Here is a 23553-nt window from a genome sequence, read left to right as displayed (position 1 = left end):
GGTGATCTTCCTCTTCAGGCAGGTTCGGATTGCGATTGAATTTTCCCACGCAAGCTAAGCGCGAGGTCAGGGCTGTCGGACGTCAAGTGACCGATGCCGCGTTCCAGCCACGGCCCGATCAACACCTCTTCGTTCAAGGTCCAGACGCAGAGGCGTTCAAGTGGCAGTTTGGAGGTGATGAGGTCCCATTCAGCCGCCATCAGTTCATGATGAATGGCGACGATATCGACGAGGCCGTCGACATTGTCGATAAAGGCCGCAAGCCCGCCCTGCTTTGCCGCCCATTCGGCATTTACCGACACGAGACGCTCGACCTTCGGCGCCACGCGACGGCATTCTTCCAATACCGACACGTCGAAAGAGGTCAGATGGCAGCGATGCGCGAGACCGAAACGTTCAATCTCGGCGACAACCTTCTCCGTGATGCCGGGATAAGGCTGTTTCGCCTCGTCGGACTTGATCTCGACGTGAAGCTGCCGTTCGCCGGCATCGACCAGAATGGCAAGCACTTCGGCAAGCGTCGGCACCGTATCAGCCGTGCCTTCAAGATGCGTCTGCGTGCGGGACTGCGGTGTCAGCTCGCGAACCAGCCCGGTTTTGTCCGTGGTGCGTTCCAAGGTCGCGTCATGGATGACGAGCAGTTCACCTGCGTCCGTCAGGTGCACATCGAATTCGATCGCATCGACGCCGAGCGCCAGCACGTTGCGAAAACCGGTCAGCGAGTTTTCCGGCCAGAGATTACGGGCGCCGCGGTGGCCGGTGATCTTCGTTTGGGTCATGCGAAATTCCTTGGGTCGAAACAGGACAGATTAGCGAAGTGTCGGGTCGAGCTTGTCGCGCAGCCAGTCTCCGACCAGCGAGATCGACAGCGTGGTCATCATGATGACGAAGGCCGGGGCGAGCATGATCCAGGGTGCACGCGTCAGATATTCGCGACCGAAACCGACCATGTTGCCGAGACTGCTTTCGGGCGGCTGTACGCCGAGGCCGAGGAAGGAGAGCCCGCTTTCCATCAGGATGATTTCCGGGAAGGTCAGCGTCATCGATACGATCAGCGTCGAAGCGACGTTGGGCAGGATATGCTTCATGTAGACCCGCGTCGGGGTCGCGCCGAGCTGCACGACAGCCGCGGCATACCCTTGCGCGCTCGCTGAGATCGCCAGACCGCGAGCGATACGGGCATAACGCTCCCAGCCGTAAAAACCCATCAGGCCGATCAGAAGCGGCATGGACGAGCCGAAAAAGGCGAGAACCGCCAGCGACATGATAAGGAACGGCAGCGCCGCCTGGAAATCGGCAAGGACCAGCACGAAATGCTCGACCGCGCCGCGAAACTTTGCCGCCAGAAAGCCGAGCGTCGTGCCGACGACGGCCGAAATGATCGTCGCGCCGAAAGCAATTGCAAGCGAAACCCGGATCGACTGGACGAGCCGCGAGAGAACGTCACGCCCGAGTTCATCGGTTCCCAGAAGATGCGCCGGATTGCCGGGCAGCGAGAGGCGCGCGCGCAGATCCATGGCGGTGATGCCATAGGGACGGACCAGGTCGGCGAAGAAGGCGACGAACACCATGGCGGCAAGCCAGGCAATGCCGAAGCCGACGGAGAAAGGTAGTCTGCGCACCTGCTTGATGAAACGGATAACGAAAGGCATTTCGGACGCAGGCTGACGGGATGTATCGACGATTGTCATATCCGTCTCTCCTTAATGGGCGCTGTGGGCGCGAAGCCGCGGATCGAGCCAGCCATAGAGCAGGTCGACGATCAGGTTCGACACGACCATGGTGGCGGCGATCATCAGCAGGATGCACTGGACGACGGCGAGGTCGCGATTGGTCACCGAGACGACCAGAAGGCGGCCGATGCCGGGCCAGGAGAAGATCGTTTCCACCACGACTGCACCGGCAATCAGCGAACCGACCATGAAGCCGACGATGGTGACGATCGGCACGGCCGCATTCGGCAGCGCATGGCGCCAGACGACATCCTGCCACGCCATGCCCTTGGCGGACGCGGTTCGGATATAGGGCTGGCCCATTACCTCGATCATCGCGCTGCGGGAGAAGCGGGCGAGAATGCCGATGCCGCCGATACTCATGGTCAGCGTCGGCAGAATGCCATGCTGCCAGGTATCCTGCCCACCGGAGGGCAACAGGCCGAGCGTGATCGAGAAGATCAGCACCAGAAGCAGGCCCATGACGAAAGACGGAATGGTGAAGCCGAAAATCGCCGCCAGGATCACACCGCGATCCACCGCACTCTGGCGATGCAGCGCGGCATAGACGCCGGCCGGAATGCCGATAACGACCTTCAGGAACAGAGCCGGGATGGTCAGCTGCAGAGTGGCGGGAATTCGGTCGATGACGAGCTGCATGGCCGAAGCCTTGTCGCGCATGGAGACGCCGAAATCGCCGGTGAAAATCGCCTTGATATAGGCGAGATACTGGATCCACAGCGGCTGATCGAGGCCCCAGGCCTTGCGGAAGGCGTCAACCGATTCCTGGGGCACGTCGGGGCCGAGCATGACCTGCGCCGGATCACCCGACATACGCAGGACCACGAAGGCGAAGGTCAGGACGGCAAGGATGGTGATCATTGCACGAAGAAGGCGGATGGAAGCAAAACGAAGCATATTTATTGGTGCTCCTTACGCGGCGACGGGCTGATCGGCACCGGCCAGCAGATGGCAGGCGGCGGTGCGGCCGTCGGCAACCTGGCGGAGATGCGGCACGCTTGTGCGGCAGATATCGGTTGCCAGCGGACAACGCGGATGAAAGGCGCAACCGGACGGACGATTGGCCGGGTTCGGCGGCTCTCCCTGCAGGATCGTGCGGCCCTTCAGCGGCTTTCCCGGGACCGGAACGCTGGAGACCAGCGCTTTGGTATAGGGATGCAGCGGCGCGGCGAAAATCACATCGGACGAGGCCTCTTCGACAATCCGCCCGAGATACATGACGGCGACCCGATCGGCCATGTTACGCACCACCTTCAGGTCATGGCTGATGAACACCATGGCAATGCCGTTCTTCTCCTGCAGGTCACGCAGCATGTTGACGACCTGCGCCTGGATCGACACGTCGAGCGCGGAAACCGGTTCGTCGCAAACGAGAAGTTTGGGGCGCGAGGCAAGCGCACGGGCAATGACGACACGCTGCCGCTGGCCGCCGGAAAGCTCGTGCGGGTAACGGTCCGCCTGATCCGGCCTCAAGCCCACGGACACCATCAACTCCGCGACGCGGATGGCCCGATGCTCTTTCGGCACAAGCTTGTGGATGGCGAGCGGTTCGCCGATCTGTTCGGCAACCGTCAGGCGCCGGTCGAGTGCTGCGAGCGGGTCCTGATAGACAAGCTGCATTCTGGCACGCAGTGCCCGCCACTCCGGCGTGCCGAGCTTCGGCATCGGCTTGCCGTCGAAAAATGTCTCGCCTTCCTGCGGCGAATCGATGCCGAGCAGCATGCGGCCGAGCGTCGACTTGCCGGAACCGGATTCGCCGACCACGCCAAGGGTTTCTCCCGGCATGACGGTGAGGTTGATGCCATCGACGGCCCGCACCGGGGTCGCCTTGCCGAACATGCCCTGGCGAACTTCGTAGGTCCGGACCAGATCCTTCGCTTCGATCAAGGCGGCATTCGCAGAAGGAGCAATCACGATACGGCCTCCTGAATACGGCTTTCGGCGGCTTGCATAAGACCAGCGGGATGGCCGACCGGGTGGAAACACGAAAGAAGGCGGCCGTCGTCCATTGCGGAGAGATTCGGCCGGCCGCTGCGACAGTCCGCTGCAGCATGCGAACAGCGCGGAGAGAAAGCACAGCCTTCCGGCAGATCGCGCGGATGGGGAACGGTGCCGGGAATAGGGATCAGCCGCTCACGCGGACCGTCGAGACGCGGAATGGCGTCGAACAGACCGCGCGTATAAGGATGCCGCGGATTGTCGAAGAGAGCCGCGATCGTGCCTTGCTCGACGATGCGGCCCGCATACATGACGCAGGCGCGTTCGCAGACCTGGGAAACGGCACCGAGATCGTGGCTGATGAAGATCGTTGCCATGCCGGTCTCCTTGCGAAGCTCGATCAGGAGATCAAGAATCTGTGCCTGGATTGTAGCGTCAAGCGCGGTCGTCGGCTCATCGGCAACCAGCAGGTCGGGCTCGCCGGCAAGCGCCATGGCGATCATCAGACGCTGGCACTGGCCACCGGAAAACTCGTGCGGAAAAAGGTCGAAGCGTCGGCGCGCATCGGGAATACCGACCATGTCCATCAACCTGAGCGCTTCCGCTTTTGCCGCCTTGCCGGTCAATGCGCGGTGGATCACTAGCGCCTCGGTAATCTGACGGCCGATGCAGATCACCGGATTGAGCGAACTGGAAGGGTCCTGGAAGATCATCGCGATACGCTTGCCGCGGACACTTTCGAGAACCGTGCGCGGCCCGCCGAGAATTTCCTGCCCATCGACGCGCACCGAACCGGCAACCGTCGCCTTGCCCGGCAAAAGCCCGAGTGCCGCAAGCCATGTGACCGACTTGCCGCAGCCGGATTCACCGACAAGGCCGATCGCCTCGCCACGGCGAACGGTAAGATCAATGCCATGCAGCACCTTCACACCGTCGAACGCGACCGTCAGGCCGTGCAATTCCACAAGGTTGTCGGAAATCATCGAAGCGTACCTTCATTACAGCAATAGAATACGCCGGCCGCTGGGAGCGGCCGGCGCGAAATGTCGAAGATCAGGCGTTCCAGTTGCCGCTGCGGAAATCCATTGCGAAGGCAGCTGCGGCCTTCCACTTCAGCGACTTCTTCATGCCGGTGAAGACGGCATTCTGGTGCAGGACCTGATAGGCCGGGTCTTCGCGCTCGGCGATTTCCAGCATGCGGGTGATCGCCTTCTTGCGAAGATCACGGTCCGTGGAGGTCTCCATCACAACGGAGAGCTTGTTCATCTCTTCGTTGGTCCAGTCCTTCTTCTGCTGCGCTTCGCCGTTCGGGCCGAACTGGACGACCAGCGGTGTGATCGGGTCGTTGATCGAGTTCGATGCCGACCAGTCACGTACGCCCTTGACACCTGCCGGATCGTGGATCTGCGCCCAGTTTTCCTTCATCTGGATCTCGACGTTAAGACCAACCTGCTTCCACATCTCGACCATGATCTGCGCATTGGCAGTCTGGTTGGTGTAGTAGTTGTTGAGCAGGCGATAGGGGATCGCATCGCCCTTGTAGTTGGCTTCCTTGAGAAGCTTCTTGGCGAGATCCGGATTGAATTCCGGTGCCGCCCAGCCTTCGACATACATGTTCGAAGTCTTGAAGGATTCGAACTGCAGGCCGGCAGGAACGACGGTCTGACCGGCCCACAGGGCTTCAACGATCGCCTGGCGGTCGATCGAGTGGGTCATGGCGCGGCGGACCAGCGGATTGGCGAGAATCGGGTTCTGTGTGTTGAAGGTCGAGATACGATGGTTCCAGATCGTCGAGCTCTGCACTTCCAGGCCCGGAGCTGCCTTGACCGTGGCAATCTGGTCCGGCGGCAGGTCGCAGGCGAAGTCATATTCGCCCGACAGAAGACCGTTGACGCGCGACGCGACTTCCGGAACCTCGACGAAACGGATCTGCTGCAGCGGCGGGCGGCCGCCCCAATATTCATCGAAGGCTACCAGCGTCAGCGAGACGTCCGGCTTGTATTCGCCGACCATATAAGGACCGGTGGTGATCGGCTTGCGTGCCCAGTCGGTGTAGCTCTTGGCTTCGTCCCAGGAACGGCGGCTGGTGATCTGGCTGCCGAAGGAATAGAGGCGGCCTTCAAGCGTCACGTCCGGGGTGGCGTTGTGGAAACGAACGGTGTGCTTGTCGACGACTTCAACACCGGTAAGCGCCGGCCACAGGCGGCGGGCAACGCCCGGAACGATCGCCGGCAGTTCCTTGACGGTGGTCGGCTTGTTGTCGGCTTCGAAAACCGTTTTGCCGCCGACCGGCTCGGTGTTACCGAACACACGCTCCTTGGAGAAGGAAAATGCCACGTCTTCGGCGGTCAGTTCGTCGCCATTGTGGAACTTGACGCCTGGGCGCAGCTTCAGTTCAAGCGTCTTGTCGTCGAGGCGCTTCCATTCGGTCGCAAGACCCGGAACCGGACCCTGATTGCCCATCCAGTCACGGTTGATCAGGCCTTCCCAGAGGTTCGGGAAGAACACCCGCTCGCCGACGTTGGACTGTTCGTTCCAGACATCGAGAGTATTGTTGTTGGTGATCTTCTGGACCGCGATCGTGATCGATGGGCGGGCGCCCTGGCTGAACGACATGCGCGGCAGAACGATGGTGCCGGCTGCGGCCGACATCAGGCCCAGCGCATGGCGACGGTTGATGGATAGCATGAATCTCTCCTGTTGAACCAAATGAACGATATGGGCGCGCGGACGCCTTCGCCGGGCGGAAGGACCTCGGCGTCGGGCGTCGCATGGAAATCGACAGACAAAACTTCGTCAGGAGGTTGCGGTTGATGAAAGCCGCTTTACCGCCCCTCCGACTTCGCGTAGCTCTAGGTTACAAATGTTACGCTGATGTGACATTTGGGAGGAGGTAACGTGTCCAATCAACAGCTCATGGTGAGAGCCTCGTGGCTCTATCACGTAGAGGGATTGACGCAGGCGCAGATCGCCGAGCGCATGCTGCTCACACGCCGCAAGGTCAATGAACTTCTGGCCGCAGCGCTCGATCAGGGCGTCGTCAGGATCAGCTTCAATTCTCCGCTGACCGAAAACGTTGAGCTGGAAGCAGAGCTTCGCCAAAGATTTGGCCTGACCGACGTGGTCATCGTTCCGACGCCTGAGGATCACAAACAGATGGCGACCGTGATCGGTCGCGCTGCAGCAATGTTTCTGGAGCGCCTGATACAGGCGAGCGAACCGGCATCGCTGGGTGTCGGCTGGGGCGCAACATTGCGCGAGACGGTCCACCACATGGCGCCGGCGAACGTGCCGGATGTCAAGGTTCGCTCGATGATGGGCGGTTTGACCCGTGGCTCGGAGATCAACACGTTCGAAATCGTGCGACGTTTCGCGAAGGTCATGAATGCGGAATGCCACTATCTGGCGGCGCCGATCTATGCAGACGACCCGGCCTCTCGGGATACGATCGTCGCGCAAACGGTCTTCCAGAGCCTGCTTCGAGAGGCAACGGGCGTGGATGTGTCGATTCTCAGCGTTGGGGACGTCTCGCCGGAATCGCTGCAAGTTCGATATGGCCTGCCGACCGCGACGGATATTACCGAACTGACCGCCGCCGGAGCCGTGGGTGATCTCCTTGGACGATATCTCGACAGAAGCGGCCAGGAGGTCGACCACCCATTGAACCGGCAGGTTATTTCTCCTTCGATAGCGGACTACCGGCGAATTCCAACGCGGATCATCGCCTCGGGCGGTGCCCACAAAAGCGAGATATTGGGTGCATGCCTTGCCGCAGGTCTCGCCACCACTGTGATTACCGATACTGACAGCGCCTATCGGCTGCTGGGAAGAGATATATCTGAATAGGCGCACGGGAGTTATCGCGTCAATGCGTTCATCTTCAGCGGAGCAGAGTATCGCCAAGCATGCGCATTAATGAATTTGAAGCATAAGTTTATGCGACACCTAGCATCTTATCGAATGGCTGCCTCAGGTCTAAATTTCCATTCACGACGCGTGTGATCGCCCGGCAAAAAGCTGGCCGAAAAACACCCGCTCGCGATGATCGTGAATGGAGACAGGTTATGAAAAAACGCGTTCTTGGAAACGCCGGCCTCGAAGTATCGGCCGTCGGTTTTGGCTGCATGGGGCTGGATTTCGGTTATGCCAACAAGGTCAGCAAGCAGGACGGGATCACTTTGATCCGTCAGGCCGTCGAACGCGGCGCGACCTTCTTCGATACGGCAGAAGTCTACGGCCCCTTCACCAACGAGGAAATGGTCGGCGAGGCTTTGAAGCCTGTTCGCGATCAGGTCGTCATTGCCACAAAATTCGGTTTCAATTTCGCCGACGGCAGGCAGGCCGGCCTGAACAGCCAGCCGAAGAACATCGGGAAAGCGGTGGACGGAAGCCTGAAGCGGCTTGGCGTCGACGTGATCGATCTTCTCTACCAGCATCGCGTCGATCCCAATGTGCCGATCGAGGATGTCGCTGGGGCGGTGAAGGACCTGATTGCCGAGGGCAAGGTCAAGCATTTCGGCATGTCCGAACCGGGCGCCAGTACGGTGCGCCGCGCGCATGCGGTGCAGCCGGTAACCGTGCTGCAGAACGAATATTCGCTCTGGACCCGCGGTGTGGAAACCAACGGCATTCTCGAAACCTGCGAGGAACTCGGCATCGGCCTTGTCCCCTACAGCCCGCTCGGCAAGGGTTTTCTGACGGGTGCGATGAACAAGGATACCAAGCTCGGCGAAGGCGATTTCCGCAACATTCTGCCACGCTTCACCCCGGAGGCAATGGAGAAAAATCAGGCGCTGATCGATCTCCTTAAGGCAATCGCCGATGAGAAGGGCGCCACGCCGGCCCAGATCGCACTCGCATGGCTTTTGGCGCAGAAACCATGGATCGTCCCGATCCCCGGCACGACCAAGCTGCACCGGCTCGAGGAAAATCTCGCATCCGCGGATGTTGAGCTGACATCGACCGAACTTGCCCGGACTGAAAAGGCTGCCGCCGAGATCAAGATCGAAGGCGAGCGTTATCCCGAACATCTCCTCAAGACGACCGGTCTCTGAGACCGTTTCGTCATCTGGCGTCCCGGCAAGAGCAAAACGCTGTTGCTGGGCGCTGGCGCTTATCAAGTAACAGGACACCCCCGCTATCATGCCATCCCAAGCCCAGCTGCGTTCGGCAGGCGGCATCGCCGACGACGCATCGACACCTCACGCGCAACGCTGGCATGTCCTGGCCATTCTCAGCGCGCTCATGGGTTTCGCGTCCATCTCCACCGACTTCTATCTGCCCGCAATGCCGGAAATGGCAAATCAGCTCGATGCCGATGCAGGCAGCGTGGAATTCACGATCTCGGGCTTCCTGATCGGCTTCAGCCTTGGGCAGCTTTTCTGGGGAGCATTAAGCGACAAATACGGCCGCAAAATCCCGGTCGCGATAGGCCTTGTGCTGTTCGTTATCGGTTCGATCGGCTGTGCGATCTCCACAAGCGTCGAGGAGATCATCCTCTGGCGCATCCTGCAGGCACTCGGCGCCTGTGCCGGCGTGGTTCTCTCCCGCGCCATCGTGCGTGACCTCTATCAGGGGCCGCGTGCCGCACAGATGCTTTCAACCCTGATCGCGGTGATGGCGATCGCCCCCTTGCTGGGTCCCATACTTGGTGGTCAGATAGCAGCCTTCGCCGGGTGGCGCGCGATCTTCTGGACGCTGGTGGTGCTCGGGCTTCTGGCGCTTGCCGGCCTGTTCACCTTGCCGGAAACTCTGCCAATCGAGCGACGACGCACGGATCCGCTGATGAGCGCGTTCCGACGTTATGCAGACCTGCTCACTCATAAAAAGATCATCGGTTATGCCGGTGCGGGAGCATTCTTCTATTCGGGCATGTATGCCTATATCGCCGGAACCCCCTTCGCCTTCATCACCTACCATAAGGTACCTGCCGAATATTACGGCCTGCTTTTCGGGGCCGGCATCATCGGCATCGTGATCACCAACCTGATCAATGCACGGCTCGTCCATCACTTCGGCATGAATCGTATTCTCGCAGCCGGTACACTCTTGGCGATGATCTCGGGCATCGTCCTCGCCATAAATTCATATTTCGATCTCGGCGGATTATGGGGGCTTTTCCTACCGCTACTGGCTTTCGTTTCCGTCACCGGCTTTGTCGTCGCCAATTCGATCACGGGCGCGATGGCCGATTATCCAGACCAAGCCGGCTCCGTCTCGGCCCTCGTCGGAGCCATTCAATACGGCAGCGGCATCGCCGGGTCGGGACTGGTCGGCGCTCTTGCCGATGGCACGCCCTGGCCAATGGGCTGGGTCATCGCAGTCATGGGGATCTGCTCCGCACTCTGCGCCTGGTTCGTCATCTCGACCTCATCCAAATCCAGAGAGGAATGAGTTCATGACCGACCTTGAAACGCCTTTCTCGGAATTCACACCCGGCTGCGCCCGTCCGGGCGACAAGATTGGTTTCATCGGGGTCCCGCATGACGTGACATGCCGGCTCATTCATGAACTCGGCATATAGGCTCAATCGGTTTCGGCCATCTAATCCTGCAGGAATTCCAGACCATTTGGAAGCAGGGGCAATCTGTATAGCGGGTCAACTGCGATCACCGTATAAAGAGGAAAATCCGGATGAAAAACATTGCTGCCAGCATCGCCATCTCCACGCTCGCCGCAACAGGCGTCGAGGCGCAGGAGGAACGGCGTCGCGTTGCTCCGCCCGCAGTCTATGACGTCGCGCCGGGGCTCGGCCATTTCACCGATAGCGTTCTTTTCGGTGAGGTCTGGGAGCGGTCAGAGCTCAAACCTCGCGACCGCAGCCTTGTGACGGTATCGGTTCTGGTTTCGACGGGAAAGTCGGCACAGATTGGCAGCCATGTGCGGCGTGCTCTCGATAATGGCGTGAAGCCTGAGGAAATCGGCGAACTGATCACCCAGCTCGCGCTTTATTCCGGCTGGCCCAACGCAATGTCGGCTGTACAGGAAGTCAGTCGAGTTTTCGACGAACGCAAGATTGCGCCGGTGAGAAACAGCGACGCCGCCCGCATCGAACTTGAAGCGGCTGCGGAACAGGCCCGCACGGCAACGGTCAACACGGCGATCGCGCCGACGGCTCCCGCCCTTGCGGACCTGACCAACCGCGTGCTGTTCGGCGATCTCTGGCAACGGCCGGATATTTCGGCCCGCGACCGCAGCCTGATCACGATGGTGGCGCTCGTGGCAATCGGCCAGCCGGAGCAATTGCCCTTCCATGCAAACCGGGCAATGGACAACGGCCTGACCGCTTCCGAGGCGTCCGAAGCGATAACACATGTCGCATTTTATGCAGGCTGGCCGCGTGCCATGTCCGCTGTCCCCGTGCTGAAAGCGGTATTCGAAAGCCGCAATGGCGCAACACAGACACCGCCTTCTCAAACGACTTCCCAAGGAGCAAACATGGACTTTCAGGTCACTCGCGCCAACAGTACCCCCGCGGCAGGGCCGGACGCATACTTCACCGGAGAGGTGAGTGTTTCCAGCCACTACAAGGGCACAGACCCGGCACGGATCAGCGGCGCAACCGTTTCCTTTACCGCAGGCGCTCGCACCGCATGGCACACCCATCCTCTCGGGCAGACGCTCTTTATCGTATCGGGCAAGGGCTGGGTTCAAAAGGAGGGCGGATCGGTCGAAACCGTCGGTCCCGGTGATGTCGTCTGGATCCCGCCCCACCTCAAGCACTGGCACGGCGCTTCCGCCGATGAAGCGATGACGCATTTCGCCATCGCCGAAGCCGAGAACGGCAGTGTCGTGACCTGGATGGAGAAGGTCTCCGACGAGGATTACGGCAAGGTCAGCGTGATAGACTGATGAACCCGGCAGCGGGAGGCGGCAAATCATGTGAAACGGACTGCCAATGGCGTTGGTGCAGCCATGGCGGTTTGTGTGAATTTCCGTCTCTTGACGCTGTGGTCATGCGATAGCGGGGTTGCTTTTCTCGACCAAAGCGCCCCGTTCGACTTTACTCTGCAATACGCTCGATTAGCAGCGCCTTGTAGCGAGCCAGGCTTCCCTGCAGATGGGTGCTCATTGCCTCTCGAGCACCGGTCGGGCCGCCGGCAAAAATTGCGTTGACGATCCGCCCATGTTCCTCCTGCAGGTTGGGGTTCATCGATAGGTTTCCAGACTGGCCGCGGCTCAGGATAATGCCCGGTTTGATCAGTTGCAGCAGCTCGCTGAAGCGTCGGTTCTGGGTAGCTTGCGCAATGGCCAGATGGAATGCAAAGTCGGCATCACGGGTGGACAGCCCCTTTTCGAGATTGGCGCCGATCTGCCGATGCAGGTCGATGATTGCCTCCATCTGACTTGGCGAGCGACGAGCAGCCGCAAGTCCCGCCGCTTCTGTTTCGCAGGCGGCCCGCAGCTCGAGCAGCTCGATTACCGAGGAAATGCGCTCCAGCGACAGGCCGGAAAACGGCGCGCCCTTCAGCTCGGCATTGGTGACGAAAACCCCGACGCCGCGCCGCGCCTCCAGCAAGCCCTCGGAACGAAGGCTGGCCACAGCTTCACGAACGACAGCGCGACTGACGGAATGCAGACGTGTCAGATCGTTTTCGCTCGGCAGCTTGTCTCCCGGCTTGAACTTCCCGGCATCGATGTCTCGCCGCAACGATGCGGCAATTTGCGCCACCAACGACCGCCCGACCAAGTCAACCAATTCCGCTTCCTTGTCCTGTCCCACCCAGTTTCTCCATTTCGAATTCGATTGCCCATCAAAGCAGACAAGTCATGTATCGTTGTCAGATGAGGGATTCGCGAAGCGCTTATTAAAACACAATTCCGAGGCACTCGCAAAACCGAACAGCGCCCTGAATCCCGGTTATTTTCGAGAGAAGTACGCCAGCGTTTTCAGAAAACGATTGACCGGCGGCCAGTTTCGATTTTACGCTTGTCTGACTGCAGCAACTAGTGATCCGACAAGATGCTGTTGAAATTGCGAAACTGCTGCGCCAGCGAATTGCTGTTGCAGCAGAGAAAGTGTCAGGGAGGACATATGAAGATCATCGATGCCAGCGTTCGTACATTTTGGTACACGACGCACGAGGAGCTTGACAGCGACGGCCATGCGCATCCCGGGCCGGCGCGCAAGGTGAAGAAATCGCTGCTGACATTGACGTGCGAGGACGGCACCCAGGGACATGCTTTCGGCAGCCCGGAACAGCTGCGGCCACATATGCTCGAACGTTTCATTCGTGCGGTGGTTGTCGGGCAGGATGCGTTTGCGCGCGAGCGCCTCTGGCAGGACCTCGCCCACTGGCAACGCGGCAGTGGTGGTCAGCTGAGCGACCGCACGCTTGCCATCGTCGATTGCGCGCTGTGGGATCTCGCGGGGCATCTGCTGAAAGCTCCAGTCTACAAGATCATCGGCTCCTACCGCGACAAGGTGCCGGCCTATGGCTCGATCATGTGCGGCGACGAACTGGAAGGCGGTCTGGCAACGCCGGAAGACTACGGCCGTTTTGCGCAGCAGCTCATTGCTCGCGGCTACCAGGCGATAAAACTTCATACATGGATGCCGCCGGTCAGTTGGTCGCCTAACATTGAAATGGACCTGAAGGCCTGTGCCGCCGTGCGCGAGGCCGTTGGCCCCAAAATCCCGCTGATGCTGGATGCCTATCACTGGTATTCCCGCGAGGAAGCCTATCAGCTCGGCAAGGGGCTGGAAGCGCTGAATTTCACTTGGATCGAAGAGGTGATGGACGAGCAGTCGATGTCGTCCTACGCGTGGCTGACCCAGGAGCTGAAAATCCCGGTCATCGGTCCGGAATCCGCTGCCGGCAAATACAAGCAGCGAGCGGAATGGATCAAGGCGGGCGCCTGCGACATTCTTCGCGCGGGCGTCGAAGATGTTGGCGGCATCACCCCGGTACTGAAGACCATGCATCTGGCTGAAAGTTTTGGCATGAACTGCGAGGTTCATGGTCATGGCGCAGAAAATCTCGCCATCTCGGCGGCCACCAAGAACTGCCGCTGGTACGAGCGTGGCCTGCTGCATCCCTTCCTCGATTATGATGCATGCCCGGAATATCTCAATGCGATCCCCGATCCGATGGATCAGGACGGGTTTGTCCCATTGTCTCAGGCACCCGGGCTCGGGGAGGATATCAACTTCGAATATATCGACGCCAATCTGACACAGTAAACGCAACGAAGGACCGGACTGTGGCGCGGCCTGGAGGAAACTTGCCGCGTCGATCAGGGTCAGAACGGGAGGAGAAACATGAAAAACCGCAGCCTATCGATCGCCACAGCCATCGTTGTAATGGCAAGCGCGCTTGGCGCGAATCTGGCGCAAGCCGAAACACCGGTCAACCAGCTGGTTGTCGGTTTCTCGATGGCAAATATCCTGACGCTTGATCCGGCAGGCTCCTCCAGCAAGGAGAGGGTCCAGGTGCTCACCAACATCTACGAAGGGCTGGTGGGAAATGATCCTGCCGATCGGACGCAGGTGATACCGTTGCTCGCCGAGCGTTGGGAGGTGTCTTCGGATCGAAAGTCGATCCGCTTTCATCTGCGCCCGGACCTGAAATTTGCATCGGGGAACCCGGTATCGGCTGAGGACGTCGTCTGGTCGCTCACGCGTGTGCTGAAACTCAATCTGGCGCAGGCAACCAACCTGCGCCTGCGCGGCTACGCCAGTGACAATGCAGCCGAGAGCTTCAAGGTCGTGGACGAGAAGACTATCGATATTGCGATTCTTCAGCCGATTGATCCACAGATCGTCCTGCTGACATTGGCCATGCCCGGCACCGGCAGTGTGCTGGACAAAAAGGAAGTGTTGAGCCACGAAAAGAACGGCGACATGGGTGCCGGATGGCTGACGACCAATTCTGCCGGCACCGCCGCCTTCACGGTGCAATCGATGCGACCGAACGAAATGGTCGTGCTCACCCGCAACGACAATTACTGGGGAGCGGCCCCGGCCATGCGCCGGGTGTTGATGCGGCATATCCCCGAGCCGCAAAGTCAGCGCCTGCTGATCGAAAAAGGCGATCTGGACATCGGCTATTCGCTTGGCGCTGCCGATCTGGAAGCCCTGAAAGCCGACAAGGGCATCAAGGTCACGACATCGATCGGAAACGGCATCTATTATCTCGCCATGTCGCAGAAGAACAAGGATCTCACCAATCCCAAACTGCGGGAGGCGATCCTGAAGCTCATCGATTTCGACGGTCTCAACAGAACGGTGATGGCGTATTTCGGCACGCGACATCTGAGCCCGATCCAGGCAGGCCTGAGCAAGACCCCATATGATCCGGAACTGAAAATGGACGTCGAAGGCGCCAGGAAGCTTCTTGCTGAAGCCGGATATGCCGATGGAATAGACCTTACGGTCCGCACCTTGTCCGAACCCCCATTCGACAATCTCGCCATCGTCCTGCAAAGTCTGCTGGCCCAGGGCGGTATCAGGCTCAAGATCCTGACCGGCAGCGGTGAGCAGGTCTATGGGCCGATGCGTGAACGCAATTTCGAACTGATTGTCGGGCGCAGTGGTGGCCAGATTTCGCATCCCGATGGCGATATGCGCAGCCTTATCTACAATCCGGACAACCGGGACGAGGCCAAGCTGACAGGCCTCGTGGGCTGGCGCACCTCGTTCAAGGATGACACCCTGAACTCGAAAATCGACGCCGCCCTGGCCGAGACTGATCCTGCCAAGCAGGCAAAGCTCTATTACGAAATCGAAAAGCTTTATGCAGAAGGTATTCCCGCGATCCAGCCGCTTTCTCAGGTGACGGACTCGGTCGCTCTGCGTGCAGACATCGAAGGTTTCCGAATAAGCCCGATCTGGCAGACCAAACTCGATACGGTCAGCAAACGGCGTTGATTTTGCCGAAGCCAAAGCCTGCGCGGCGTCTCCGTCGCTCAGCGCTCCAACCACTAAGGCACCGTTACAGACGCTGACGGAGTGATCTTGCCCCGAGCACTTACTCTCGTGAAAATGAGAGGGCCGAGCAGGCATCCTGCAGATGGTGGCATTCGCTTCATATGGCCGCAGGCAGTCGAAGACTCATACATATGAATCTCGATGTCCGATTCAGCTCTTTGTGCAGTTATTCAGAAATTTACCACTGTCGAAAGTGCACGTGCGGAAGCTCGATTACCCCCGGGAAAGCGAGCTGCTCCGCCAAGCGCGACCAAGTCGCCTCATGTTGTTGATTGACAGTTATCGTAGGACATCATATCTCTTGATACGGTTTTTACTGCCTTGGAGGAGGCGGTCGTGATTGGAGGATCTATGACGATGAAACCATCCCATAAGCTACTTGCTGCCTTTCTGTTTGGCTCAACCCTGCTTTCCCAGCCTGTTTACGCTGCTACGCCTGCGACCACATTGGTTGTCGGTTTTTCCATGAACAACATCCTGACGTTGGACCCTGCCGCGATTACCGGCAAGGAGACCGTGCAGGTGCTTGCCAACATATATGATAACCTCGTTTCGCTGAATGCCGTCGATCGCGCCAAGGTCGATCCGCAGCTTGCCGAAAGCTGGACGATCGCCGACGACAATGGCTCGATCACCTTCAGATTGCGTGACGGCGCCAAATTCGCCTCCGGCAACCCGGTCACCTCCGCAGACGTCGTCTGGTCGTTCAAGCGCCTGATGAAGCTGAACCTGGCACAAGCCTCGTTCCTGAAAACACACGGTTTTACCGGCGCTAACGCCGACGTCAGCTTCACTGCCCCCGATGCACGGACCGTTATCGTCACCCTGCCCAAGAAGCTCGATCCGCAGATCATCGTGCAGACGCTCGGCATTGTCGGTCCCGGCTCCGTTCTCGACAGCAAAACCGTGATGGAGCACGACAAGAACGGTGATCAGGGCGCCGCATGGCTGACCAATAATTCAGCCGGTTCCGGTCCATTCAAGCTCGGCCAATGGGCTTCGAACGAACGCGTCATCCTCGATCAGAACACTGAATACTGGGGTGACCGCCCGGCGATGAAGCGCATCATGATGCGGCATCTGGCCGAATCCCAAAGCCAGCGCCTGATGCTGGAAAAGGGTGACATCGACATTGCTTTCTCGATGTCGGCAGCCGACCTGAAGGCACTTGAAACGGACGAAGACGTCAAGATCCAGACCAATGGCGGCAGCGGCTTCTATTACCTTGCAGTGTCGATGAAGGACGAGAAGTTCCAGAACCCGAAAGTGCGCGAGGCGCTGCGGTATCTGATCGACTATCAGGGTCTGAACGGCAGCGTTCTGCCTTACTTCGGCAGACTGCGTGACCGCCCGATCGCGAGCGGTATTTTCGGCGCGCTGCCGAATGCTGGTTACAAGCTGGATGTGGCGAAGGCGAAGGCGCTGCTGACAGAAGCCGGATATCCGAACGGCTTTTCGACAACATTGCGCGCCATCTCCGACGTACCGTTCATGAGCACCGCAACGGCCATCCAGGCGACACTTGCGCAGGGCGGCATCAAAGCGGAAATCATCACCGGCACAGGCGACCAGATCTATGGCGCCATGCGCGAACGCAAGTATGAACTGCTTGTCGGTCGCGGCGGCGGTGGCCAGCTGCCGCATCCCGACAGCAACCTGCGCGCTACTGTCTACAATCCGGACAATTCGGACGCGGCCAAGCTGACGAACTTCCAGGGCTGGCGCACATCCTTCTACGACGAGAAGATCAACAAGATGATCGACGATGCTCTCGTCGAAGGCAACAAGGACAAGCAGGTCAAGGATTACGAAGCGATCCAGACCTATTACGCCGACATGATGCCTGCCCTGCAGCCATTCTCCGAAGTTGTCGACAGCGTCGGCTTCCGGGCCGATATCAAAGGCCTGCAATTGAACCCGTCCTGGTCCACCCAGCTGCGCACGGTCACCAAAGAGCGGTAGCACGCGTGTGGCCGAGGTGCCGCTCGCGTTCTGCCGCAGCGCCTCGGCCTCCTACTGGATTGCATATTGAGGAAGCTCCATGAAATCCGAGAGTATTACTGCCTTCGGGCGACAGGCCGGAACAATTTTCGTTACGCTTTTCGGTCTGCTTGTCCTGACCTTCTGTATCGGTCGGATGATGCCCGTCGACCCCGTCCGCGCCATTATCGGCGAGGAGGCGGATCAGGCGACCTATCAGATGGTGGCGGAACGTATTGGCGCCAACCTGCCGATTTACCAGCAGTTCTTCCGATACGTGAACGACCTGCTGCACGGCGATTTCGGCACCTCGATCCGCACCGGACAACCGGTCATCAACGATATCCTGCATGTCATGCCGGCGACCATCGAGCTTGCCACGTTTGCGATCCTGTTCGGCGCCGGCCTCGGCGTGCCGCTCGGTATCCTCGCGGCCGTCCAGCGCAACAAGCCTGTCGATCACATCATCCGCTTCCTCACGCTGATTGGCCATTCCATGCCGATCTTCTGGACCGGTATGATCGGCCTGATCATCTTTTATGCCGTGCTTGATCTCGTCGGAGGTGGCGGCCGCGTTTCGGATTTTTATATCGGTCTCGTGCCGGATACGACCGGCTTCCTGCTGATCGACAGCCTGATCGCCGGAGACTGGGAAGTATTCTGGGATGCCGTCAACCACCTGTTGTTGCCGGCCAGCATTCTCGGATATTCCTCACTGGCCTACATCACCCGCATGACCCGCAGCTTCATGCTGGATCAGCTGAACCAGGAGTATATCACGACGGCGCGGGTCAAGGGTCTCTCCAAGCGGCGAACCATCTGGCACCATGCATTTGCCAATATCCGCGTTCAGCTGGTCACCATCGTGGCGCTGGCCTATGGCGGCCTCCTCGAAGGTGCGGTGCTGATCGAGACCGTGTTTTCCTGGCCGGGTTTTGGCCAGTACATCACCAACAACATGCTGATCGGCGATATGAACGCGGTCATGACCTGCGTGCTTCTGGTCGGCATCATCTTCATCGCGCTCAATCTTCTTTCCGACGCGCTGTACAAGATCTTCGACCCAAGGACGCGATGACATGGCCATACATACGCTCAACACTCGGGATAACGCTATGCCGGCTTCGCTTTCGAACCCGAACTCGTCCGTGAGAAGGCTGCTTGCGGTCATTCGCGAACTGCTTGGCAACCCGTCTTCCGGTTTCGGTCTGATCGTGATCTCTATCCTGCTTCTGACGGCGCTCGTCGCACCGCTTCTGGCGCCTTACGATCCGAACATAGTCAACCTCGACAATGTGCTGCAGCCGCCAAATGCCGCGCATTGGTTCGGCACCGATGAACTCGGCCGCGACATCATGAGCCGCATCATTTACGGCTCCCGCATCAGCCTGACGATCATTACGATCGTATCGGTTATTGTCGGCCCGGTCGGGCTGCTGGTCGGCACCACTGCCGGTTATTTCGGCGGCTGGTACGATACGGTGATGATGCGCATCACCGACATCTTTCTCTCCTTCCCGAGCCTCATCCTGTCGCTGGCTTTCGTCGCGGCCCTCGGGGCGGGTTTGGAAAATGCCATCATCGCCATCGGGCTGACGGCCTGGCCGCCGATCGCCCGTCTGGCGCGCGCCGAAACGCTGACGTTTCGCAATGCAGATTATATCTCTGCCTCGCGCATGCAGGGCGCTTCCAGCTTGCGCATTATCCTCAAGTCGATCGTGCCGATGTGCATGCCTTCGGTTCTGGTGCGCATCACGCTTTCGATGGCGTCGGTGATTCTCACCGCCGCCGGCCTTGGCTTCCTGGGGCTTGGCGCTCAACCGCCACTGCCGGAATGGGGCGCCATGATCGCCATAGGTCGCCGCTACATGCTCGACAACTGGTGGCTGGTCGCCTTTCCCGGCGGGGCCATCCTGCTCGTCAGTCTTGCCTTCAATCTTCTGGGCGACGGCTTGCGCGACGCGCTTGATCCGAAACAACACTAGGAGTGACAGCGATGGACGATAATCAAACTCTCCTCAACGTCGAAAACCTGCATGTCAGCTATCGCAGCGGCAAGACCTATAACACCGTGGTCAAGGGCGTTTCCTTCAATCTTGGTCGCGAACGCCTCGGCATTGTCGGCGAATCCGGTTCAGGCAAATCGACGATCGGACGCGCGCTCCTGAAACTTCTGCCGACGGCGAAGATCGAAGCGGATCGCATGGATTTCGGCGGCATCGACTTGCTTGGTGCCAGCGAAAAACAGATGCTCTCCATCCGCGGCAGGCGCATTTCGATGATCCTGCAGGATCCGAAATTCTCGCTCAATCCGGTACATACGGTCGGTGACCAGATCTCTGAGGCCTATCGCGTTCACTACAGCGTCTCGGAGCAAGTGGCCAAAAAGAAGACGCTGGACATGCTGGAAGCGGTTCAGATCCGAGATCCAGAGCGTGTGTTCGGGCTTTACCCGCACGAGATTTCCGGCGGTATGGGACAACGCGTCATGATCGCCATGATGCTGATCCCCGAACCGCAGATCATCATCGCCGACGAGCCGACCTCGGCGCTTGATGTGACTGTGCGCATGCAGGTTTTGCAAATTCTCAACGAGCTCGTCACTCACAAGGGCATAGGCCTGATCATGATCAGCCATGACCTCAACCTGGTGCGCAATTTCTGCGACCGGGTTCTCGTCATGCGCTATGGCGAGGTGGTGGAGGAGCGCGCTGCTCGGGACATGAAAAACTGCACGCACCCCTACACGAAAGGCCTGCTGGCAGCTCAGCCGCATATCGGCGGCAGCCGCAAGCCGCTACCGGTTCTCAACCGCCAGCCGCAGGCACTCTCGCATCAGGAGGTGAGCGCATGAGCGCGATTGAAGTCAGCAAGGTTTCCATCAGTCTCGGCCGCGGCGCCGCCAAACGCCGTATTCTCGGGGACGTCTGTTTTTCGGTTGCCGCAGGCGAATCCTTTGGGCTCGTCGGCGAGTCCGGCTCGGGCAAATCGACGATCCTGCGCTGCATTGCCCGCCTTCTGAATTCATGGGATGGCGATGTGCGGCTGGAGGGCACTTCCGTCAGCGAGGTGCCCTTCGCAGACTATTGCCGCGCGGTGCAGATGGTCTTTCAGGATCCGTACGGCTCGCTCCACCCACGCCAGTCCATCCGCACCGCGCTGCAGGAGCCGCTGCGCATTCACCGTATGGACCGGCAGGTCGAGCGGATGGAACGGGCGCTGATCGACGTCGGCCTCAATCCGGATTTTCTGGTGCGTTACCCGCACGAACTGTCGGGCGGTCAGCGTCAGCGCGTGGCGATTGCCCGCGCACTTATTCTCGAACCACGTATCCTGCTGCTTGACGAGCCGACTTCGGCTCTGGACGTATCGGTACAGGCAGAAGTATTGAATCTGCTTGCCGACTTGCGGGCAAAACGCAATTTGACCTATCTGTTTGTCAGCCATGATCTTGCCGTCATCGACCATATGTGCGAGCAGCTGGCCGTGATGCAGAATGGCCGGATCGTCGAGGTGATGAGCCGCGATGTACTGGCAACCGGACAGGCAAAAGATCCCTATGCCCGCGAACTTATTCAGGCCAGCCTCGAATACGACCATGCGGTTTGACTCTTAGATCGGAGGCCTTTGCGATGAGTGTTGATGCTTCGCCCACTACCTTTGCCCGCCGGGAAAGCTTGAGCTCGCAGATCGCGCGTGTGCTTTCCGAGCGTATAAAACAGGACGAATATCCGCGCGGCTCCAAGCTTCCGACAGAAAAGGCATTGATGGAAGAACTTTGCGTCAGTCGCACGGTCGTGCGTGAGGCTGTCGCCAACCTGCGTGCCAGCGGACTGGTGTCCATTCAGCACGGCATCGGCGTATTCGTTCGTGACGATGCGGGCGTCACCCCGTTCCGACTTAACGGTGCCGACCTGATGCAGGCCGGTAATATGATAAAGGGCCTGGAACTGCGCATCGGCATCGAGTCGGAGGCCGCGGCTCTAGCGGCGGAGCGCTGGGATGCGAACGATCTCAAAGCCATGAAGGCCGCCTGCGACGTGATGGATAAGGCCGTCAAACACGCGACGCGCGACACGATGGCGGATTTTGAATTTCACTGTGCCGTGGCTGCAGCCAGCCACAACGAGCATTTTTCCGGCATATTCAACTATCTGGGCGAGACGCTGATGCCGCGCATGCGCCGCACCACGCATGCTGTCGATGACAAAACGCTGTCCGCCCATCTTGCGCGCGTCAACAAGGAGCATCGAGCCATTCTTGCGGCGATTGAGGCACGCGACCCCGATGCCGCCCGCACGGCCATGCGCGCGCATCTAATCGCTAGCAAGGATAGAACCCTCGCCAGAATGCGGCAGGACTGATGATCGACGTGGACAAAATCCAAGGTGGAGTTCGCTTCATCACGTTCTCTTGACGACCATCAAAATAATAAAAGGACAAATTCCCGCATAAACTGCCGGCCGGTTCGCAAAACTCAATTCTTTCCCTGAGGTTATCGAATACCGTCATCCTGTATTGAAGAGGAAACGTCGCATCTCTGGCGACGTATTTTCAAAACATTGACACAGGTTGCGCCGCGCTGGGCGCTTCGGCGGTTCTTTATGCAAATTGTTTCACAGCTTCGGCTCATCGAAATATTTGCAACATCATGCGCAAGGAATGAAGGCGATTTATCGCGCCGGTGCTTGGTGGTTGCGCCTGTCGCTTGCGGACACCGGATTGCCTGAGGCATTTTCGGAGGAGTTTGCCATGAAGGGTTTGATACCGCGCCGGAATTTTATCCAAACGACAGGTCTCGCATTGGGCGCTGCGGCGCTCGGAAACCTGTCGCAAACAAGCCAGGCTGCCGCGCAGGGCGCCGGATCGCAGGCCCTGCACCAAAATGAGGCTGAACTGATGATTGATGCGGAGAACATGTGCGGCATTGCCCGCAGATTGCGCGACCACACCACGTTCGGCTGGAATTTCGATCGCGAAAAACATGATTTTCCCGCTTGGCACGCGCAGACCCTCGACAGGGTACGCGCCACGATCGGTGTTGCCGATCTTCCTCCGGCAAAAGCGTCGGTTGTTTCGGAATGGACGGATGGCGATTGTATCGGGCAGGAACTGAAACTTGTCTTTTCTTCCGGAGAAACCACCCTCGCCTACCTGCTGCGGCCACGAACCTCTGAACCGACGCCCGCCGCACTTCTTCTGCATGACCACGGTTCGTTCTTTTCCATCGGCAAGGAAAAACTGATCCGGCGTGCGGATGAAAACCCCGCACTGCTGGCCGACATCGAGTCCTGGGGCAGCAAAGTTTATGGCGGTCGGGTTTTCGGTAACGAACTCGTTCGACGCGGGTACACCGTGCTTTGCGCCGATGCGCTCGGCTGGGGCAGCCGCAAGGGGAACGGCTACGAGGCACAGCAGGCGCTTGCCGCCAACCTGATGCAGTTCGGCATATCCTACGCCTCCGTCATTCTTTCGGAAGATCTGGAAGCATTGGCATTGCTGCGCGATATGCCTGGCGTCGACAAGACGCGTGTTGCCAGTGTCGGCTATTCCATGGGCGGCTTGCGCGCCTGGCAAGTGGCAGCGCTTTCCGATGACGTTTCTGCTTGCGTAGCGGGCGGCTGGATGGGAACCCTGCAAGGCCTGATGCAGTCGGGAAACAACCAGTTGCGCGGCCAGTCGGCCTATTCCATGCTGCATCCTCAGATCGGCGGGAAACTGGATTATCCGCATTTTGCAGGGCTGGCTGCACCGGCTCCGGCATTGATCTTCACCGGCACCGATGACCGGAATTTTCCCGCAAGTGTCGCCAGAGAGGCCTATCGGCAGCTGGAGGACATATGGGGCGCGTCCGGCAGCCCCGATCATCTCGAAACGCGGCTCTGGCCCGGCGGTCATCATTTCCCGGTCGATCAGCAGGATCACGCTTTCGACTGGTTGTCCCGTCATGTCTGACACGGTGCCCGGCTCTCT

The 23553-nt window shown here is 59.3% G+C and carries 21 protein-coding genes; 14 read left to right on the top strand and 7 right to left on the bottom strand.

The annotated features are described in order from the left end of the window. Nucleotides 1–14: 14 nt before the first annotated feature. The 6 genes from FHP24_RS13260 to FHP24_RS13235 all read right to left on the bottom strand — a co-directional run bounded on the left by FHP24_RS13260 (nucleotide 15) and on the right by FHP24_RS13235 (nucleotide 6359). Nucleotides 15–779, bottom strand: coding sequence for a glycerophosphodiester phosphodiesterase family protein (locus FHP24_RS13260; RefSeq protein WP_139676656.1), 765 nt, complete (start codon nucleotides 777–779; stop codon nucleotides 15–17). A gap of 30 nt (nucleotides 780–809) precedes the next feature. Next, nucleotides 810–1652: an ABC transporter permease gene (locus tag FHP24_RS13255; RefSeq protein ID WP_246091755.1), complete on the bottom strand. Its 843-nt coding sequence runs from the start codon at nucleotides 1650–1652 to the stop codon at nucleotides 810–812. 51 nt (nucleotides 1653–1703) lie between these two features. Then, nucleotides 1704–2630 carry an ABC transporter permease gene (locus FHP24_RS13250; protein ID WP_139676654.1) on the bottom strand — a complete coding sequence of 309 codons (927 nt, stop codon included), beginning with the start codon at nucleotides 2628–2630 and terminating at the stop codon, nucleotides 1704–1706. Nucleotides 2631–2645: 15 nt separating this feature from the next. Next, on the bottom strand, nucleotides 2646–3572 hold the full coding sequence (locus tag FHP24_RS13245) for an ABC transporter ATP-binding protein (RefSeq protein WP_139676974.1): 927 nt from the start codon (nucleotides 3570–3572) through the stop codon (nucleotides 2646–2648). A gap of 71 nt (nucleotides 3573–3643) precedes the next feature. Further along, nucleotides 3644–4654 (bottom strand): ABC transporter ATP-binding protein, encoded by a 1011-nt coding sequence (locus FHP24_RS13240; protein WP_139676653.1) that lies wholly within the window; start codon nucleotides 4652–4654, stop codon nucleotides 3644–3646. Nucleotides 4655–4724: 70 nt separating this feature from the next. Further along, complete coding sequence (locus FHP24_RS13235) at nucleotides 4725–6359, bottom strand: ABC transporter substrate-binding protein (protein WP_139676652.1); 1635 nt, start codon at nucleotides 6357–6359, stop codon at nucleotides 4725–4727. Nucleotides 6360–6569: 210 nt separating this feature from the next. Between FHP24_RS13235 and FHP24_RS13230 the strand changes: the two genes are divergently transcribed. The 5 genes from FHP24_RS13230 (at nucleotide 6570) to FHP24_RS13215 (ending at nucleotide 11522) form a co-directional block, all read left to right on the top strand. Then, nucleotides 6570–7517, top strand: coding sequence for a sugar-binding transcriptional regulator (locus tag FHP24_RS13230; protein WP_139676651.1), 948 nt, complete (start codon nucleotides 6570–6572; stop codon nucleotides 7515–7517). A gap of 218 nt (nucleotides 7518–7735) precedes the next feature. Then, nucleotides 7736–8725, top strand: coding sequence for an aldo/keto reductase (locus FHP24_RS13225; RefSeq protein WP_139676650.1), 990 nt, complete (start codon nucleotides 7736–7738; stop codon nucleotides 8723–8725). An 88-nt stretch (nucleotides 8726–8813) separates the two neighbouring features. Then, nucleotides 8814–10064, top strand: coding sequence for a multidrug effflux MFS transporter (locus tag FHP24_RS13220; RefSeq protein WP_139676649.1), 1251 nt, complete (start codon nucleotides 8814–8816; stop codon nucleotides 10062–10064). A 4-nt stretch (nucleotides 10065–10068) separates the two neighbouring features. After that, on the top strand, nucleotides 10069–10194 hold the full coding sequence (locus tag FHP24_RS29220; protein ID WP_281287423.1) for a hypothetical protein: 126 nt from the start codon (nucleotides 10069–10071) through the stop codon (nucleotides 10192–10194). Nucleotides 10195–10304: 110 nt separating this feature from the next. Further along, the gene (locus tag FHP24_RS13215) at nucleotides 10305–11522 is read left to right on the top strand and encodes a (R)-mandelonitrile lyase (protein ID WP_139676648.1); all 1218 of its coding nucleotides are present in this window, start codon (nucleotides 10305–10307) and stop codon (nucleotides 11520–11522) included. 151 nt (nucleotides 11523–11673) lie between these two features. Here the strand turns inward: FHP24_RS13215 and FHP24_RS13210 are convergent, their stop codons facing one another. Next, entirely contained in the window at nucleotides 11674–12393 is a 720-nt protein-coding gene (locus tag FHP24_RS13210; RefSeq protein WP_246091739.1) for a FadR/GntR family transcriptional regulator, read from the bottom strand. A gap of 312 nt (nucleotides 12394–12705) precedes the next feature. Between FHP24_RS13210 and FHP24_RS13205 the strand changes: the two genes are divergently transcribed. The 9 genes from FHP24_RS13205 to FHP24_RS13165 all read left to right on the top strand — a co-directional run bounded on the left by FHP24_RS13205 (nucleotide 12706) and on the right by FHP24_RS13165 (nucleotide 23535). Continuing rightward, nucleotides 12706–13854, top strand: coding sequence for a mandelate racemase family protein (locus tag FHP24_RS13205; RefSeq protein ID WP_139676646.1), 1149 nt, complete (start codon nucleotides 12706–12708; stop codon nucleotides 13852–13854). Between the two features lie 78 nt (nucleotides 13855–13932). Continuing rightward, a complete protein-coding gene (locus tag FHP24_RS13200; protein ID WP_139676645.1) occupies nucleotides 13933–15540 on the top strand; it encodes an ABC transporter substrate-binding protein in 1608 nt (535 codons plus the stop codon). A 417-nt stretch (nucleotides 15541–15957) separates the two neighbouring features. Continuing rightward, a complete protein-coding gene (locus FHP24_RS13195; protein ID WP_246091738.1) occupies nucleotides 15958–17562 on the top strand; it encodes an ABC transporter substrate-binding protein in 1605 nt (534 codons plus the stop codon). A gap of 79 nt (nucleotides 17563–17641) precedes the next feature. Further along, entirely contained in the window at nucleotides 17642–18658 is a 1017-nt protein-coding gene (locus FHP24_RS13190; RefSeq protein ID WP_139676644.1) for an ABC transporter permease, read from the top strand. A gap of 37 nt (nucleotides 18659–18695) precedes the next feature. After that, on the top strand, nucleotides 18696–19565 hold the full coding sequence (locus tag FHP24_RS13185) for an ABC transporter permease (RefSeq protein WP_139676972.1): 870 nt from the start codon (nucleotides 18696–18698) through the stop codon (nucleotides 19563–19565). An 11-nt stretch (nucleotides 19566–19576) separates the two neighbouring features. Further along, a complete protein-coding gene (locus FHP24_RS13180) occupies nucleotides 19577–20434 on the top strand; it encodes an ABC transporter ATP-binding protein (RefSeq protein WP_139676643.1) in 858 nt (285 codons plus the stop codon). Beyond that, nucleotides 20431–21189: an ABC transporter ATP-binding protein gene (locus FHP24_RS13175; protein WP_139676642.1), complete on the top strand. Its 759-nt coding sequence runs from the start codon at nucleotides 20431–20433 to the stop codon at nucleotides 21187–21189. The genes FHP24_RS13180 and FHP24_RS13175 overlap by 4 nt, the downstream gene beginning before the upstream one ends. Nucleotides 21190–21212: 23 nt before the next feature. After that, on the top strand, nucleotides 21213–21944 hold the full coding sequence (locus tag FHP24_RS13170; RefSeq protein ID WP_139676641.1) for a FadR/GntR family transcriptional regulator: 732 nt from the start codon (nucleotides 21213–21215) through the stop codon (nucleotides 21942–21944). A 388-nt stretch (nucleotides 21945–22332) separates the two neighbouring features. After that, nucleotides 22333–23535 (top strand): dienelactone hydrolase family protein, encoded by a 1203-nt coding sequence (locus FHP24_RS13165; RefSeq protein ID WP_246091736.1) that lies wholly within the window; start codon nucleotides 22333–22335, stop codon nucleotides 23533–23535. Nucleotides 23536–23553: the final 18 nt, after the last annotated feature.

The sequence above is a fragment of the Aliirhizobium smilacinae genome, assembly GCF_006335145.1.
Taxonomy (GTDB): Bacteria; Pseudomonadota; Alphaproteobacteria; order Rhizobiales; family Rhizobiaceae; genus Neorhizobium; species Neorhizobium smilacinae.
The sequence above is the reverse complement of the archived record's forward strand: the minus strand, read 5'-3'. Positions and strand labels throughout refer to the sequence as shown.

What these genes read in the sequence shown, in the direction of transcription:
- FHP24_RS13260 (WP_139676656.1), bottom strand. Translation starts at nt 779, where the DNA reads ATGACCCAAACGAAGATCACCGGCCACCGCGGCGCCCGTAATCTCTGG.
- FHP24_RS13255 (WP_246091755.1), bottom strand. Translation starts at nt 1,652, where the DNA reads ATGCCTTTCGTTATCCGTTTCATCAAGCAGGTGCGCAGACTACCTTTC.
- FHP24_RS13250 (WP_139676654.1), bottom strand. Translation starts at nt 2,630, where the DNA reads ATGCTTCGTTTTGCTTCCATCCGCCTTCTTCGTGCAATGATCACCATC.
- FHP24_RS13245 (WP_139676974.1), bottom strand. Translation starts at nt 3,572, where the DNA reads ATGTTCGGCAAGGCGACCCCGGTGCGGGCCGTCGATGGCATCAACCTC.
- FHP24_RS13240 (WP_139676653.1), bottom strand. Translation starts at nt 4,654, where the DNA reads ATGATTTCCGACAACCTTGTGGAATTGCACGGCCTGACGGTCGCGTTC.
- FHP24_RS13235 (WP_139676652.1), bottom strand. Translation starts at nt 6,359, where the DNA reads ATGCTATCCATCAACCGTCGCCATGCGCTGGGCCTGATGTCGGCCGCA.
- FHP24_RS13225 (WP_139676650.1), top strand. Translation starts at nt 7,736, where the DNA reads ATGAAAAAACGCGTTCTTGGAAACGCCGGCCTCGAAGTATCGGCCGTC.
- FHP24_RS13220 (WP_139676649.1), top strand. Translation starts at nt 8,814, where the DNA reads ATGCCATCCCAAGCCCAGCTGCGTTCGGCAGGCGGCATCGCCGACGAC.
- FHP24_RS29220 (WP_281287423.1), top strand. Translation starts at nt 10,069, where the DNA reads ATGACCGACCTTGAAACGCCTTTCTCGGAATTCACACCCGGCTGCGCC.
- FHP24_RS13215 (WP_139676648.1), top strand. Translation starts at nt 10,305, where the DNA reads ATGAAAAACATTGCTGCCAGCATCGCCATCTCCACGCTCGCCGCAACA.
- FHP24_RS13205 (WP_139676646.1), top strand. Translation starts at nt 12,706, where the DNA reads ATGAAGATCATCGATGCCAGCGTTCGTACATTTTGGTACACGACGCAC.
- FHP24_RS13200 (WP_139676645.1), top strand. Translation starts at nt 13,933, where the DNA reads ATGAAAAACCGCAGCCTATCGATCGCCACAGCCATCGTTGTAATGGCA.
- FHP24_RS13195 (WP_246091738.1), top strand. Translation starts at nt 15,958, where the DNA reads ATGAAACCATCCCATAAGCTACTTGCTGCCTTTCTGTTTGGCTCAACC.
- FHP24_RS13190 (WP_139676644.1), top strand. Translation starts at nt 17,642, where the DNA reads ATGAAATCCGAGAGTATTACTGCCTTCGGGCGACAGGCCGGAACAATT.
- FHP24_RS13185 (WP_139676972.1), top strand. Translation starts at nt 18,696, where the DNA reads ATGCCGGCTTCGCTTTCGAACCCGAACTCGTCCGTGAGAAGGCTGCTT.
- FHP24_RS13180 (WP_139676643.1), top strand. Translation starts at nt 19,577, where the DNA reads ATGGACGATAATCAAACTCTCCTCAACGTCGAAAACCTGCATGTCAGC.
- FHP24_RS13175 (WP_139676642.1), top strand. Translation starts at nt 20,431, where the DNA reads ATGAGCGCGATTGAAGTCAGCAAGGTTTCCATCAGTCTCGGCCGCGGC.
- FHP24_RS13170 (WP_139676641.1), top strand. Translation starts at nt 21,213, where the DNA reads ATGAGTGTTGATGCTTCGCCCACTACCTTTGCCCGCCGGGAAAGCTTG.
- FHP24_RS13165 (WP_246091736.1), top strand. Translation starts at nt 22,333, where the DNA reads ATGAAGGGTTTGATACCGCGCCGGAATTTTATCCAAACGACAGGTCTC.